The sequence below is a fragment of the Methyloversatilis sp. genome (genome assembly GCF_965284615.1).
GTDB lineage: Bacteria > Pseudomonadota > Gammaproteobacteria > Burkholderiales > Rhodocyclaceae > Methyloversatilis.
Genome location: NZ_OZ260098.1, coordinates 3,534,630 through 3,548,779 on the forward strand (window position 1 = coordinate 3,534,630; position 14,150 = coordinate 3,548,779).

Below are 14,150 nucleotides of genomic sequence, written 5' to 3' on the forward strand. Positions count from 1 at the left end.
TCAGCAAGCGATGCGCCGGTGGCCCAAGGCTGGAAGATTCTGCCTTATTTCAACAAGATAGTCCGAATCCAGATCACCTACGACCACACCCGGGCCGCGCGCCAGGCGATTGATCACATTGCCCCACGGGTCGATCAGCATCGAGTCACCCCAGGTGCGCCGGCCGGACGGGTGCACGCCGCCCTGCGCCGCCGCCAGCACGTAGCACTGATTCTCCACCGCGCGGGCGCGCAGCAGCAGTTCCCAGTGCGCACGACCGGTCGTTTCGGTGAAGGCGGCACCGAGCACCAGCAGCTTCATGTCGCCCAGCGCGCGGAAATACTCCGGAAAGCGCAGGTCGTAGCAGATCGACAGCCCGACCCGGCCGAAAGGGGTCTCGATCGATACCGGCTGATGGCCGGCTTCGATCGTCCGCGCCTCGTCGTAGTTCTCGGCGCCGCGGGTGAAGGCGAACAGATGGACCTTGTCGTAACGGGCCACCTGGCTGCCGTCCGGACCGTAGGCCAGGCAAGTATTGCGGACCTTGTTCGCGGCATCCGCCACCAGCGGCACCGAGCCGCCGATCAGCCAGATGCCGTGCCGGCGCGCGCAGTCGGAAAGGAAGCGCTGGATCGGGCCGTTTCCCTCCTGCTCGCGTATGCCCAGCTTGTCGGCCTCGTCGCCGGAAATCAGCGGAAAGTACTCCGGCAGCGCGACCAGCTGCGCACCCTGGCGCGCCGCCTCGGCAATCCAGTGCCCCGCTTCCTGCAGGTTGTCCGCCACCACCGGGCCGGACACCATCTGCACGGCAGCAACGCGGGTCTTGGTCGTAGTGTTCATGACGCACCTTTCAATCGGATGACAGGCTCATTCGGCCGCCGGCGCCGTCGACAGCTTGGCCACCAGCGGATCCTCCCATGAACCGGTGACCGCGTAGCGGAAGGAGAAGATCTGCCCGAGCGGGTCCTTCAGCACCTTCTGCGCCAGATAGGTCGCCACACCGACCGCCGGATTGGCGATCAGCGCGCCGACCGACACGCTGTCGCTCAGCGCCGGCTGGACGTTTACCGTCAGGTTCTGGGTTTCGGCGGCGATGTTGGCACTGCCGCTGATCTGCACGCGCGCGGCCGGCCCGGCCAGTTCGAGATTGTCGGTGTTCATGATGCCACGCTCGACCGCCACCGTTCCTTCGATGCGATCGAAAGCAAAGCCCTCGCTGAACACGTCGCGAAAATCGAGCGTGATGCGCCGCGGCAGCGACTGCAGGCTGAGGATGCCGAGCAGGCGCCCGGCGCCCGGATTGATCTTGCTGAACTGGCCGTTGCTCGCCTTCAGCTCGAACGATCCGGACAGCGACGGGTAGTCGATCGACAGCGGACTGCCCTGCCAGCGCAGCATGCCCTTCATGCCGGCGGTGCCGCGGCGCAGAGCGCCGGCGTGGCCGAGGCGGTCGAGCAGCTTGCCGGCGTCCTCGCTGTCGATGACGAAATCGAGCCGCGTCTCGCGCGTGCCGCGCAAGCCGGCCAGCGCGCGGCCCCAGGCACCGCTGGCGACGAAACTGCCCTCGGGCATGGTCAGCGCCAGCCGGTTGATCAGCCAGGCACGGCGCTCGTTGCTGGCCTGCAGTTCCAGCCGGCCGAGGTTGCGCCCGTCGAGTACGAAGCGCCCGGCCTCGATGTCCAGCGCCGGCAGTTCGTCCAGTTCCTCGTCCGGCTCGACGCTGCTGACCTGGGCGCCCGCCTCGTCCTCCGTATCGATGCGCAACTGGTCGAAGCGCGCCTTCACCTGACCCTTGCCCTGCGCGTTCCAGCTCACGCGGCCGCGTGCCTGGGTGCTGGCAAGGTCGATGTCCCACACCTCGCTGCGGCGCGTCGCGTCGATCTTCACCGCCTCCAGCCAATGCCCGGACAGGCGCAGATTCTTCGCATCGAGCTTCACCTTCGACACTGGCAGGGGCTCTCCTGCAGTACCGCCCGCTGACGTCGGCGCGGCGAAGGCACGGCGCAGCGCATCGAGATCGACCGTTTCGGTGGTCAGCGCCAGCGCCAGCCCCTGATCGGGCAAGGCAGGTATCTGTGGCAGACCGACCGCACCTCGCTCCAGCACCCAGCCACCCGGCGTCGAGCGGCGGACGATATCGGCGCTGCCCATCCGGCCAGCGTCGATCCGCAGCAGTTCGCGCTCGGCGCCGAGCGCCGGCAGCCCGCGCCGTGCCGCTTCGCGCGCGTCGAGACCGCCGATGCGCTCGACCTTCAGCGCCAGCGCCTCGCCGACCGACTTGCCGAAGGGCGCCGGCAGCGTCGAAGCGACCTGCGACAGGTCGGCGTCCAGAACCATGTCGGTGCCGTTGCGGCGCACGCCCAGCCGCGCCTGCCAGCCGGCGACGCCGGACAGCGCCGCCATCCACGGCTGGCCGAACTGGGCGCGCAGCGCGTCCATCGAGGCGCGGCCGCGCACGTCTACATTGACCGTGCCACCGCCGCCGGTGCCGACATCCAGTGTCATCGGAAAGCCGAGCACGCTGGCCTGGGCGCCGCGGATGGACAGGGCGCTGTCGGTGAAGGCCACCTTGCCCGATGCGTCGGTCAGCGGCGGCAGCGTGCTGTCCAGTACGAGCTTGTTGGCGGTGAAGCTGTATTCGCCCTCGACCTTGGTGTCCTTCGAATGGCGCAGCGGGATGGTGAGTGCGATTGCCAGCTTGCCGTTGCCCTCGGCGCGCATGGTCGAGGTGAAGCCGTCGATGCGTTCGGCCACCGGGCTGGCGTCGATGTAGCGCAGGAAATCGGCGGTCGCACCGCTGGTCGAGCCCTTCACCAGCAGCAGTTCCTCGGCCGCGTCGAGGTCGGGAATCTCGGCCGTGGTCGGACCGAGCTTCGTGTTCATGATGCGACCGTCACGCGAGGTGATGAGCATGCGCGGCCCCTCGAACAGCACGTCGGCGCGCAGGCCGGTCAGCGGCGGCCAGCTCGGGCCGAAGTTGACGGTCACGTCCTCGGCCTTCACCTTGACCTGGAATATGCCGGGCTGGCCGCGGTCGAAGGGGAAGTCATCGAGCCGGCCGCGCAGCTTCAGCGTCGCCTCCGGCGCGCGCCCCGCGGTCAGCGCAGTGCGCAGCCAGTCGCGCGTGTCGGGACCGATGTCCAGCGGCAGATAGCGCCAGACCGCCCGCGCATCGCCGTCGAGCAGTTTTGCTTCGATGTCGATCTCGCCGGCCGTGTTGCCCGCCGTGCGGTAGCGCCCGCGCGCCTGGCCCTGCACGTCGTCGTTGCGGAAGGCGAGCGATTCGATCACCACCTCGGTTTCGCCGTCGCTGCGCGCCCAGCCGGCGCGTGCCTTGAACTGTGAGAACGGAATTTCCGGCTGCGGGAACACCGCCGGCAGGTCGAGCACCAGCTCCGGCGCGTCGATCTGAACGCTGCCGCGCACGTCGCTGCCCTCGATGCGACCGCTCAGGCCGCTCACCCCGGGCAGTGCGCCGTCGGCGCGCACACCGACGCGGTCCAGTCGCGCGCTGACGCGGAAGGCGGTCGGCGCCGACAGCGGGCCGGTCCAGCCGCCGTCGAGTTCATGCACGACGCCCTGCGCCGCGTGGCGCTGCAGCCGGTCGCGCAACGTGTCGGGCAGCGGAAGGTAGGCTGACAGCCGGGTCAGCGCGTCGAGATCGAGCGCACTGGCCGACAGCTCGCCACGCTCCACTTCGCTGCCGGCCGCCGCCTGCCAGCGCAGATCGATGCTGGTCGGCTGCAGACGCAGCCCGCCGCGGGTCGCCAGTTGCAACTGACGGGCCGAGGCGACGACGCGCTCCTGGCTCAGTTGTTCGGCGCTGACGCGGCCGGACAGGCTGACCAGGTCGAGCAGCGGCAGTTCGGGCGCCAGACGCAAGCGGACGTCGGCCAGCGCCAGTTCGCCGGTCACCTCGGCCAGCCGGGCGCCGTCGAAACGCGTCCAGGCACGCGCCGCACCGCGCCCCTGCGACAGTTCGAGCGGGTAATCGACCCAGGTCTGCCAGACCGCCATGTCGGCGCCTTCGAGCGACACGAACAGTTCGCCCGACGCGCTGCGCCAGTCCTCGCGGTCGGGCAGCGTCACGTCGCCGCGGATGTCCAGTCGCTGGGCCAGCTCGCTCGGCGGCCGTGCCGACAGGCCGAAGCGGTGGTCGCGCCCGGAATTGTCCAGGCGGAAATCGACCTGGGTGAGCTGCAGCGGCGGCGCGGTTTCGCGCAGGGCGTCGTCCCACTTCAGCCGCGCGCCGCGGATATTGATCTGGCCCTGCGACAGCAGCCAGCGCATGAACCCGCCCCGCTCGCCGTCCTGCCTTATTTCCAGACCGGCGACGAAGAAGCGGCCGTCGGCCTCGCGGCGTATCCAGAGGTCGGGGCCGTTGATGTCGAGCCGGTGCAGATGCAGTTCGCCGCGTACCAGCGACGAAAAGCCGAGTGCCGCTTCGACCTGTTCCAGCCGCAGCGCCGGCTGGCCGGCTTCGTCGAGCAGGGTCAGGCCGCGCAGCGACAGCTGCGGGTGCAGGCCGCTCCAGTCGGCACTCAGGCTGTCGATGCGCACCTGGCGCTGCAGTGCGTCGCCGAGCGCCTGTTCGATGCGCGCGCGATGCTGGTCCACCTCGGGCAGCACCCAGTGGCGAGCGACCAGCACGATGCAGGCGACGACGACGTAGGCGATCAGGGCCGCGTCGAACAGCCGCCCGGCGATACGGCGCCACAAGGGGCGGGCCGCTGCCGCGCGGACGGTGGCGACCGCGGCGGCGAGTTCAGCGTGGGCGGAGTCGGACAAGATTTGCGGGCAGTCAAACCGGCGATGACTGCATTTATGGAACGATGCGGGAGTTTACCCGCAACGCAGGCGCTGTCGCGCTTTGTAAGGCCATGCTTACATGCCGGCCCGCACCGCGGTTTTTTGCATAATCGACATCTTCATACGAGAAAGCCTGACATGGACGCCCCCGCCGCCATCGCCCACGCCCGCCGCCACAGCCGCTACCTCGCCCGCCTGCTGGACGCGCGGCCGGCGCTGGAAGATGCGCTGGGCAGCACGCTGCAGGCCCAGATCAGCGCGGCCCTGATCGGCGAATGGCTGACACAGACGCCGTTCGGGCACGGTGACGAGGCGGCGCTGAAATCGGCGCTGCGCCGGCTGCGTGCCCGCACCATGGCCCACCTGATCGTGCGCGACCTGGCGGGTCTGGCCGATCTGGACGAGGTGACCGAGGGCATGACGCTGCTAGCCGAACAGACGGTGCGAGTGGCGGTCGATCAGGCGCGCGCCGCGCTGGTCGAGCGCTTCGGCGAACCGCGCGGCGAGGCGGACAACGCGGTGCAGCCCTTCATCTGCATCGGCATGGGCAAGCTGGGCGGCCGTGAGCTGAACGTCAGCTCCGACGTCGATTTCATCTTCGTCTATCCGGAATCGGGCGAAACCGACGGCGAAACGCCGACCGGGCCGGGCAAGCGCATCGACAACTTCGACTTTTTCACGCGCCTCGGCCGCAAGGTGATCGAGTTGCTGGCCGACGTGACCGCCGACGGCTTCGTGTTCCGCGTCAACATGCGGCTGCGCCCGAACGGCGACTCCGGCCCGCTGGCCTGCAGCTTCGACATGCTGGAGAACTACTTCGTCACCCAGGGCCGCGAATGGGAGCGCTACGCCTGGATCAAGGCGCGCGCGCTGACCGGCGGCGTGAATGACGAACTGGAATCGCTGCGCAAGCCCTTCGTGTTCCGCAAATACCTCGATTTCGGCGCGATCAACGCGATGCGCGACCTGCACGCGCAGATCCGCCGCGAGGTGGCTCGCCGCGACATGGCCGACAACATCAAGCTCGGCCCGGGCGGTATCCGCGAGATCGAATTCATCGCCCAGGTGTTCCAGCTCATCCGCGGCGGCCGCGAGAGTGCGCTGCAGATCCGGCCGACGCAGAAGGTGCTCGACCGGCTGGCGATGCGTGGCGTGCTGGGCGAGGACGCGGTCGAACAGCTGCAGTCCGCCTATGTCTTCCTGCGCCGGTTGGAACATCGGCTGCAGTACGTCGAGGACGCGCAGACGCACAAGCTGCCGGCCAGCGCCGAAGACCAGGCGCTGGTCGCCTCGGCCATGGGCTTCGGCGATTACGCCGCGCTGCTGGACGAACTGGACCTCCACCGCGGCCACGTGAGCCGCCATTTCGACGCCGTATTCGGCGCGCAGGAGAGCTCGACGCCGACGCCGCGCGCCGTCTGGCAGGACATCGGTCAGGACAGCGCGCCGTGCGACGACTGCCACAGCGCGCTCGACGGCATGGGCTTCGCCGACACCGAACAGCTGGCGCGCCGCCTGTCCGCCTTCAAGTCCGGCAGCCGCTACCGCCAGTTGCCCGACAGCTCGCGCACCCGCGTTGACGCGCTGGTACCCAAGCTGCTCGAAGCCTGCCGCGATACGCCGCAACCCACGGCCACCGCGCTGCGCGGCCTCGACCTGCTGGAAACCATCAGCCGGCGCGCCGCCTATCTGGCGCTGCTGGCGGAATTCCCGCAGGCGCTGAGCCAGGTGGCGCGGCTGATCGGCGCGTCGAGCTGGGCGGCAAACTATCTGGTGCGCCACCCCATCCTGCTCGACGAACTGCTGGACGCCCGCCTGCTCACCGCCGAACCCGACTGGCCGGCCTTCGAACAGGCGCTGCGCCAGCAACTGGACGAGCTGGGCGACGATACCGAGCGGCAGATGGACACCATGCGCGACGCCCACCACGCCCAGGTGTTCCGGCTGCTGGCGCGCGACCTGGCCGGCGAGCTGTCGGTCGAGCGCCTGTCCGACCACCTGTCGGCGCTGGCCGACGCGATGCTGCGCATCACGCTGGACATGTGCTGGCGCAAGCTCACCCGTCGCCATTGCGACACGCCGCGCTTTGCGGTCATCGCCTACGGCAAGCTGGGCGGCAAGGAACTGGGCTATGCCTCCGACCTCGACGTCATCTTCCTGTTCGACGACCCGCACGAGTCGGCGCCGGAAACCTATGCGCGACTGGCCCAGCGCATGCTCACCTGGCTGTCCAGCCATACCAGCGCCGGCATCCTGTTCGAAACCGACACCCGGCTGCGGCCCAATGGCGAATCCGGCCTGCTGGTCAGTTCGATCGAGGCCTTCCGCGACTACCAGCAGAAATCGGCCTGGGTGTGGGAGCACCAGGCGCTGACGCGCGCCCGTTTCTGCGCCGGCGACGCCGCGGTCGGCGAGCAGTTCGAGGCGATCCGCCGCGAACTGCTGACCCAGCCGCGCGACGTCGCCGCGCTGCGCCGCGAGGTGCTGGACATGCGGCAGAAGATGATGGACGGCCACGCCAACAAGTCCGAACTGTTCGACATCAAGCACGACGCCGGCGGTCTGATCGATCTCGAATTCGCCGTGCAGTACATGGTGCTGGCCCACTCGGGCGCGCATCCTGAGCTGACCGGCAACCTCGGCAACATCGCGCTGCTGCGCATCGCCTCGGAGGTCGGCCTGCTGCCGGCGCTCGACGCGGTCGCCGCCGGCAACGCCTACCGCCGGCTGCGCCACCTGCAGCACGGCCTGCGGCTGAACGATGCGCCGAAAGCCCGGGTGCCGAAGGACGAGGTGGTGGCCGAGCGCACTGCCATCCGTGCCATATGGTCGCGCCTGTTCGACGACGCGTCGAACTCCGACGCAGTCGAACGACTCTGACCCAAAGACCTGTCATGGAGCTTCGCATGCACACGCTTACCCTGCGCCGCAGCCTGCTGCTCGCCGGCCTCACCCTGACGCTCGGCGGCTGCGTCACTTCGCCGCCGCTTCCGCCGGCGCCGACCACCGACGAAATCGTGCAGATGTCGAAGGACGGCATCCCGCCGGCGGAAATCATCCAGCGCCTGGAGGAGAGCCGCGCGCTTTACCCGCTCAAGGCCTCTCAGCTGGCGAAGCTGCGCGAGGACGGCGTGTCGGACGAGGTGATCGACTACATGCAGCAGACGCTGATCGAAACCGAGCGCATGCGCGAAGCGATGCGCGAACGCGACCGCATGTGGATGTATGGCTACCCCTACTACCCGGCCTACCCCTGGGGCTACTGGCGGCGGCCTTACCGGTAGTGCGGCGCCGACCCGGGCGACACCTGCCGACAAATACCACCCAGTGATATACATAGAACTAAATATCACTTTTTTGGATAAGCATTGCTGACTAGACTGCGCGCTCCCTGAGATATCGAGCGACGCGCAGTGAAGATCCGCCACATCGACACCCGGCCCACCGAGGTCGGACAAGCCCACGAAGCACTCGGCCTGCCGCCGGTCGAGCAGGTGATCGACCGCGCGCAGGCGCACCCGCTGGCCACCGTCGCCAGCTGGTTCATGGGCTTCACGCTGTTCGGCCTGGCCGCCATCCTGCTCGCGCGCGGCCTGCCACTGGGCGACCCGTCGGCGGCGCTGGACATCGTCATCGGCGTCGTCACCTCGGACGAATTCCTGAAGGCCGCCGCCGTCGGCTTCATCGCGCAGAGCATCGACGGCGCGCTCGGCATGGCCTACGGCATTTCCGCCACCACCTTCCTGCTCGGCACCGGCGCCTCGCCCGCAGTGGCGAGTGCCAGCGTGCACATCGCCGAAATCTTCACCACCGGCCTGTCCGGCCTGTCGCATCTGCGGCTGGGCAACGTCAACCGCAAGCTGATGCTCAAGCTGTTGATACCGGGCGTGATCGGCGGCGTACTCGGCGCGCTGGTGGTGACGAAATTCGACGGCGCTGCACTCAAGCCGTGGATTTCCGGCTACCTGCTGGTGATGGGCATCTACGTGCTGGCCAAGGCCTGGCGCCACCGGCGCAAGCCGGCACAGGAGCCGAAGCACGTCGCCAAGCTGGCGCTGTTCGGCGGCTTCGTCGACGCTGCCGGCGGCGGCGGCTGGGGGCCGGTGGTCACGACCAGCCTGGTCGGCGCCGGTCAGGACCCGCGCCGCACCATCGGTTCGGTGAATTTCGCCGAGTTCTTCATCGCCATCGCCAGCGCCGGCGCCTTCGTCATCTTCATCGACGCCGCCCCGTGGGCCACCGTGGCCGGCCTGGTCGCCGGCGGCATGTTCGCCGCGCCACTGGCCGCCTTCCTGTGCCGCGCGCTGCCGGCGCGTGCGCTGCTGGTGCTGGTCGGTACGCTGATCAGCGGCCTCAGTGCCTACAACCTGATGAAGGCACTGGGCTGAGCGCCGCCGGGGACGGACGAAGCGGCAGGTATACTTGGCGCCTGATCTCCGGATAGTGAGCATGACCCGTTACGCCAACACTGCCGCCTACCGCTTCATCCGCCTCGACGACCGCGAAGCGCTGCGCACACGCATCCACGACGCGGCGCAGTCGCGCCAGCTGCTCGGCACCGTGCTGCTGGCCAGCGAGGGCATCAACATCTTCCTCGCCGGGCTGGAAGGCGATCTGCGCGACTTCTTCGCCGACCTCGGGCAGGACCCGCGCTTCGCCGCGCTGGACGTGAAGTGGAGCGGCTCGGACACGTTGCCCTTCAAGCGGCTGCGCGTGCGGCTGAAGAAGGAAATCGTCACCGTCGGTGCGCCCGACTTCGACCCGACCGAGACGCCAGCGCCCTATCTGCCGCCGGCCGAACTGAAGCGCTGGTACGACGAAGGGCGGCCCTTCGTCATCATCGACACACGCAACCGCTGGGAAGTCGAGCAGGGCAGCTTCGACAACGCGCTCGATCCGGGCGTCAACAGCTTCGGTCAGTTCCCGGCCGCGCTCGAACAGTACGCCGACCTGAAGGACACGCCCATCGTCACCTTCTGCACTGGCGGCATCCGCTGCGAAAAGGCGGCGCCCCTGATGAAGAAGGCTGGCTTCAACAAGGTGTGGCAGCTCGAAGGCGGCATCCTGCGCTATTTCGAGGAAGTGGGCGGCGCCCACTGGCACGGCAACTGCGTCGTGTTCGACGACCGCGGCGCACTGAAGCCGGATCTGAGCCCGGCCCGCTGAGTCAGCGCTGGGTCAGGCGGCCACGCTGCCGCGCAGCTTCTTGACGCCCAGCACCACGGCCAACGTGATCGCACCGGCGACGACGCCGGTCAGTGCGTCGGCGACGAAGGGCAGCAGCACGCCCCACACCGAACCCACCGCTTCCGACAGATGATGTATCCGGTCGTGCAGCGCCGGAATGCCGTGTGTCAGGATGCCGCCGCCAACCAGGAACATGGCGGCGGTGCCAGCCACCGACAAAGCCTTCATCAACCACGGCGCCAGCGCGAGGATGCCGCGACCGAGCGCACGCGTCGCGCCTGAGGCGGCGCGGCTCAGGTAGAGACCGGCATCGTCCAGCTTGACGATGCCCGCCACCAGTCCGTAGACCCCGACCGTCATGATGGCGGCGATGCCCGCCAGTACCGCGACCTGGGTACCGAAAGGCGCGTCGGCCACGGTGCCCAGCGTGATGGCAATGATTTCGGCCGACAGGATGAAATCGGTACGGATGGCGCCCTTCACCTTCTCCTTCTCCAGCGCCACCAGATCGACCTGTTCGTCGGCCAGAGCCTTCATGTGCTCGGCGTGGTGCGCGGCGTCTTCGTCGGCGCTGTGCAGGAATTTGTGCGCCAGTTTCTCGACGCCTTCGTAACAGAGGAAGAGCCCGCCGATCATCAGCAGCGGCGTCACCGCCGCTGGGAGGAAGGCGCTGATGGCCAGCGCCGCCGGCACCAGGATGAGCTTGTTGCGCACCGAACCCATGGCCACCGCCCACACCACCGGCAGTTCGCGGTCGGCCTTGACGCCGGCCACCTGCTGCGCGTTCAGCGCCAGGTCGTCGCCGAGCACGCCGGCCGTCTTCTTGGCGGCGACCTTGGTCAGGACGGACACGTCGTCCAGTACGCTGGCGATGTCGTCGATCAGTGCGAGAAGGCTGGCTCCGGCCATGGCGAAATCCTGTGAGTGTTGTCGGGGTCGATCCGCACGGCATGGATCGCGCGGCGCATGCTACCGGAAGTCGGCGACGAGACTGCAGTCGATCACGGCGCGCGCGGTCGGCGCAGGTACAGATCGCAGCCGTGCGCCACGCCGGACGCCGCCAGCCAGAACAGCACCTGGGTCGCACCGCTGCCAGTGAGGGCCGCGCGCAGAGCCAGCATCAGGCACAGGCCGGCCGCCAGCGTCGGCAGCCAGCGGCGCGGCGCGAAGCCCAGACCGCGCCGGCGATGCAGCAGCGCCAGTGCCGCCGCTTCGCACAAAACCCCTATCATGATCAGGTCGATCAACACACCATTCGCCAACAGGTCGGACATGCGAGCGCTCCACGCAGAGATCGGCAGCACGCTGCCGCATCCGCACACCGTACACGACTGACAGGCCGACGCACCCTTCCCCATGCACGCCACCGAACAGCCCCCGCTGTCGCAGCGCCTCCGACAGGTGACGGCAGCACATCACACGCGGGTCGAGCGCAGCGGCCCGATGCCGGCGCTGCTGCGCGGCGAACTCGGGCTGACCGCCTACTGCATGCTGCTGCGCAACCTGCATCCGATCTACCGCGATCTCGAAGCCGCGCTGGCGCGGCATGCGGCGCACCCCGGACTGGCCGGGCTGGACATCGATGGATTGCCGCGCAGCACGGCGCTGGAAGCCGACCTGGCCACACTGCACGGCGACAGCTGGGCGGACGCGCTGCCGCTGGTCAACGCGGCGGCGGACTACGCCGCGCGCCTGCGCGAACTGTCAGCAAGCCGGCCGGAACTGCTGCTCGCGCACGTATATGTGCGCTACCTCGGCGATCTGCAGGGCGGACAGATCCTGCAGCGCATCGTCGCCCGCTGCTTCGCGCTGGACGGCGAAACCGGCACCCGCTTCTACCGCTTCGGTGTCCATGCGCCGGCCGAACTCAGCGCACGACTGCGCGCCGCACTCGACGGGCCGTCGCGCGACGACGCCACGCAGGCGGACATCGCCCGCGAAGCCGAAGCCGCCTTCCTGCGTCACGTGGACATTTTCGAGGCGCTGCCGGTCGGCGACGCCGCCGCGCTCAGAGCGGTCGATTGAATTCGCGCAGGCGGGCGTAAACCGCCGCGGCACGCGTCGCCGATGCCTCCAGTTCCTCGATCAGCGTAGCGACCGGGATCGACGCCGTGGTGTCGGTCAGCTCCATCGCCGCCACGCTCGCATTGGCCAGGATGGCGCCCATCACTTCGTCGGGCAGGCCGCGCGCCTCGCGCGTGGTCAGCTGCGCATCGGCCTGGCCGGTCATCGTCAGCGACTGTTCGAGATGGCGACGCGCCGCCTCGGTGCGCTTGGCATCGGTGAGGTCGGTGAACATCAGGATGCAACCGAGCACGGCATCGCGTGGGCCCGGCACGACGTCGGCGCGCACGCCCAGCGCAATGCCACCACTCATCCGCCACTCGCCGCGCCACGACACCCGTCCTTCGCGCAGCGACCTCAACACATCGCGCACAGAGGCCTGATCTTCGAACAGCGCCGCCAGTTCGTCGAAATTCGCTGGCTGCCGGCAGCCGCCCGGTAGGATGCCGGCGAGTGCCGGACTGGGAAACAGGATGCGACCGTCCGCGTCGGCAACCAGCAGCGGCTCCGGCGACTCGTCGACCGCGGTGCGGAATTTCTCAAGCTGGTGCTGGGCGATGAGCAGGCGCACCGCCTGCGTCTGCATGATCACGTCGCGCAGCGAGGCGCCGATCGCGCGCGCCAGCGCCAGATCGGCGCGCGACCACGGTGCTGCGGTGCCACGCACGATTTCCGACCACGCCTCGAACGAGCGTCGTGGCGACAAGGTCAGCGGATCGTTGTTGACCATGGGCTTGGCGGGGTCGCCGGCCCAGGTCAGCTTGGCACGCTGCTCGCGGCGGAACCACATCAGCAGATTGCGGCCGCGCGTTGACAGATCGATCGCCAGCACGCCGCACACCACCGGCGTCAGGTAGGCCAGCGCCGGATTGGCGCGCTCGACCGAGACGCAGCTGAACAGCATCTGCTTCATCTCGCCGGACACCCAGCCGGCCAGCGCGCGCACTGCCTCGGTGGACGGCACCTCGCCGGCGGTCAGCAGTTCGCCGTCGTGCAACAGCGCGACACCGCTGGCGTCCATCGGCAGCAGCAAGGTACGCGCGTTGCGCATCAGCGCCGAACGCCAGTCGCCCTCGGTCAACGTCGCCTCGATCAGCCGCAGTTCCATGCGCCGCACCAGCACGTTGACCTGGGTGCGCACGTAGTTCTCGATCGCCGCGATGCGCGTTGACATCACCTCCGCCAGCACGTCAACGGCGGCGCGCTGCGCGTAATGGATGCGCCGCGGCGAGTAGTGGTGACAGGCGATCAGCCCCCACAGCCGCCCCTCGCGCACCAGCGACACCACCAGCGTGGCGGTCACGCCCATATTGCGCAGGTACTGGATGTGCAGCGGCGACATGCTGCGCAGGTGGCACATCGACATGTCCAGCTCTTCGCCGCTGTGCGGCAGCCGGCGCGGCTCGACGGCGACCGGCAGGTAACGCGCATCGACCAGCACGCGCACCCTGTTGCGCAGATAGAGGTCGCGCGCGCGCTGCGGAATGTCGGTTGCCGGGTAACGATGACCGAGCAGGGTGTCGAGCCGGTCGTCGCGCGCCTCGGCGACGATCTCGCCATGGCCGTCGGCGTCGAAGCGATACACCATCACGCGGTCGTAATGGGTCAGTTCGCGTATCGACTGCACCGCCGTGTCCGCCAGCGCATCGACGCTCATCGCCTCGCTGAAGCGTCGCACCGCCGTCGCCAGCAGGGCCTGCGCTGCGACATCCTCGGCCGGCGGCCCGGCGGTTTCGAGCTCGACGATCAGCGTGCCGGACTGCCCGCGATGCGCCATGCCCTCGAAATGTCGCAGCAGCCCGCCGTGGCCGGTGCTGCAGTGGAAGGGCGTCAGTTCGACTGCGGTCAGCGTCCGACCCAGTTCGCGCACACGCGCCGCAAGGTCGCCGCCGAGCGCCGGCAGCGGCGCCTCGACCACCTCGACGTGCGGCACGCCCAGCCACTGTTCGGTATTCAGGCTGGCCTGCAGCACCTGCAGGTCGGATTCACGCACGACCAGCAGCACGCCGTGCGGCTGTATCGAGCCGGCAAGGTGGATGAGCTCGCGCTCGCAGTTGGTCAGGTCGGCCTGACCGAAGGGCGGACTGTAGAGAGGTTCGTTCACTTTGCGT

10 protein-coding genes are annotated in these 14,150 nt (G+C 68.8%); 5 read left to right on the forward strand and 5 right to left on the reverse strand.

Going from position 1 to position 14,150, the window contains the following annotated elements:
* Nucleotides 1-819 carry a carbon-nitrogen hydrolase family protein gene (locus ACQ66H_RS16835; protein ID WP_430434968.1) on the reverse strand — a complete coding sequence of 273 codons (819 nt, stop codon included), beginning with the start codon at nucleotides 817-819 and terminating at the stop codon, nucleotides 1-3.
* A 27-nt stretch (nucleotides 820-846) separates the two neighbouring features.
* Nucleotides 847-4,767, reverse strand: a complete 3,921-nt coding sequence (locus ACQ66H_RS16840) for a YhdP family protein (RefSeq protein WP_430434969.1) — start codon at nucleotides 4,765-4,767, stop codon at nucleotides 847-849.
* A 159-nt stretch (nucleotides 4,768-4,926) separates the two neighbouring features.
* Between ACQ66H_RS16840 and glnE the strand changes: the two genes are divergently transcribed.
* The 4 genes from glnE (at nucleotide 4,927) to ACQ66H_RS16860 (ending at nucleotide 9,954) form a co-directional block, all read left to right on the forward strand.
* Nucleotides 4,927-7,668: a bifunctional [glutamate--ammonia ligase]-adenylyl-L-tyrosine phosphorylase/[glutamate--ammonia-ligase] adenylyltransferase gene (glnE, locus tag ACQ66H_RS16845; RefSeq protein WP_430434970.1), complete on the forward strand. Its 2,742-nt coding sequence runs from the start codon at nucleotides 4,927-4,929 to the stop codon at nucleotides 7,666-7,668.
* A gap of 26 nt (nucleotides 7,669-7,694) precedes the next feature.
* Nucleotides 7,695-8,072, forward strand: a complete 378-nt coding sequence (locus ACQ66H_RS16850; protein WP_430434971.1) for a hypothetical protein — start codon at nucleotides 7,695-7,697, stop codon at nucleotides 8,070-8,072.
* 129 nt (nucleotides 8,073-8,201) lie between these two features.
* Nucleotides 8,202-9,176, forward strand: coding sequence for a sulfite exporter TauE/SafE family protein (locus tag ACQ66H_RS16855; protein WP_430434972.1), 975 nt, complete (start codon nucleotides 8,202-8,204; stop codon nucleotides 9,174-9,176).
* Nucleotides 9,177-9,237: 61 nt separating this feature from the next.
* Nucleotides 9,238-9,954, forward strand: a complete 717-nt coding sequence (locus ACQ66H_RS16860) for a rhodanese-related sulfurtransferase (protein ID WP_430434973.1) — start codon at nucleotides 9,238-9,240, stop codon at nucleotides 9,952-9,954.
* 12 nt (nucleotides 9,955-9,966) lie between these two features.
* Here ACQ66H_RS16860 and ACQ66H_RS16865 read toward each other — a convergent pair whose 3' ends face one another.
* Together ACQ66H_RS16865 and ACQ66H_RS16870 are read right to left on the reverse strand one after the other, a co-directional pair.
* A complete protein-coding gene (locus ACQ66H_RS16865) occupies nucleotides 9,967-10,884 on the reverse strand; it encodes a DUF808 domain-containing protein (protein WP_430434974.1) in 918 nt (305 codons plus the stop codon).
* A 92-nt stretch (nucleotides 10,885-10,976) separates the two neighbouring features.
* Nucleotides 10,977-11,249 (reverse strand): hypothetical protein, encoded by a 273-nt coding sequence (locus ACQ66H_RS16870; protein ID WP_430434975.1) that lies wholly within the window; start codon nucleotides 11,247-11,249, stop codon nucleotides 10,977-10,979.
* Between the two features lie 82 nt (nucleotides 11,250-11,331).
* Here ACQ66H_RS16870 and ACQ66H_RS16875 point away from each other — a divergent pair, with 82 nt between their 5' ends.
* On the forward strand, nucleotides 11,332-12,000 hold the full coding sequence (locus ACQ66H_RS16875) for a heme oxygenase (biliverdin-producing) (protein ID WP_430434976.1): 669 nt from the start codon (nucleotides 11,332-11,334) through the stop codon (nucleotides 11,998-12,000).
* Here the strand turns inward: ACQ66H_RS16875 and ACQ66H_RS16880 are convergent.
* Nucleotides 11,984-14,143: a GAF domain-containing protein gene (locus tag ACQ66H_RS16880; RefSeq protein ID WP_430434977.1), complete on the reverse strand. Its 2,160-nt coding sequence runs from the start codon at nucleotides 14,141-14,143 to the stop codon at nucleotides 11,984-11,986. The genes ACQ66H_RS16875 and ACQ66H_RS16880 overlap by 17 nt on opposite strands.
* Between the last annotated feature and the right edge of the window lie 7 nt (nucleotides 14,144-14,150).

Coding starts and splice junctions, on each gene's coding strand:
- ACQ66H_RS16875 (WP_430434976.1), top strand. CDS start 11,332: ATGCACGCCACCGAACAGCCCCCGCTGTCGCAGCGCCTCCGACAGGTG.
- ACQ66H_RS16860 (WP_430434973.1), top strand. CDS start 9,238: ATGACCCGTTACGCCAACACTGCCGCCTACCGCTTCATCCGCCTCGAC.
- glnE (WP_430434970.1), top strand. CDS start 4,927: ATGGACGCCCCCGCCGCCATCGCCCACGCCCGCCGCCACAGCCGCTAC.
- ACQ66H_RS16865 (WP_430434974.1), bottom strand. CDS start 10,884: ATGGCCGGAGCCAGCCTTCTCGCACTGATCGACGACATCGCCAGCGTA.
- ACQ66H_RS16835 (WP_430434968.1), bottom strand. CDS start 819: ATGAACACTACGACCAAGACCCGCGTTGCTGCCGTGCAGATGGTGTCC.
- ACQ66H_RS16870 (WP_430434975.1), bottom strand. CDS start 11,249: ATGTCCGACCTGTTGGCGAATGGTGTGTTGATCGACCTGATCATGATA.
- ACQ66H_RS16850 (WP_430434971.1), top strand. CDS start 7,695: ATGCACACGCTTACCCTGCGCCGCAGCCTGCTGCTCGCCGGCCTCACC.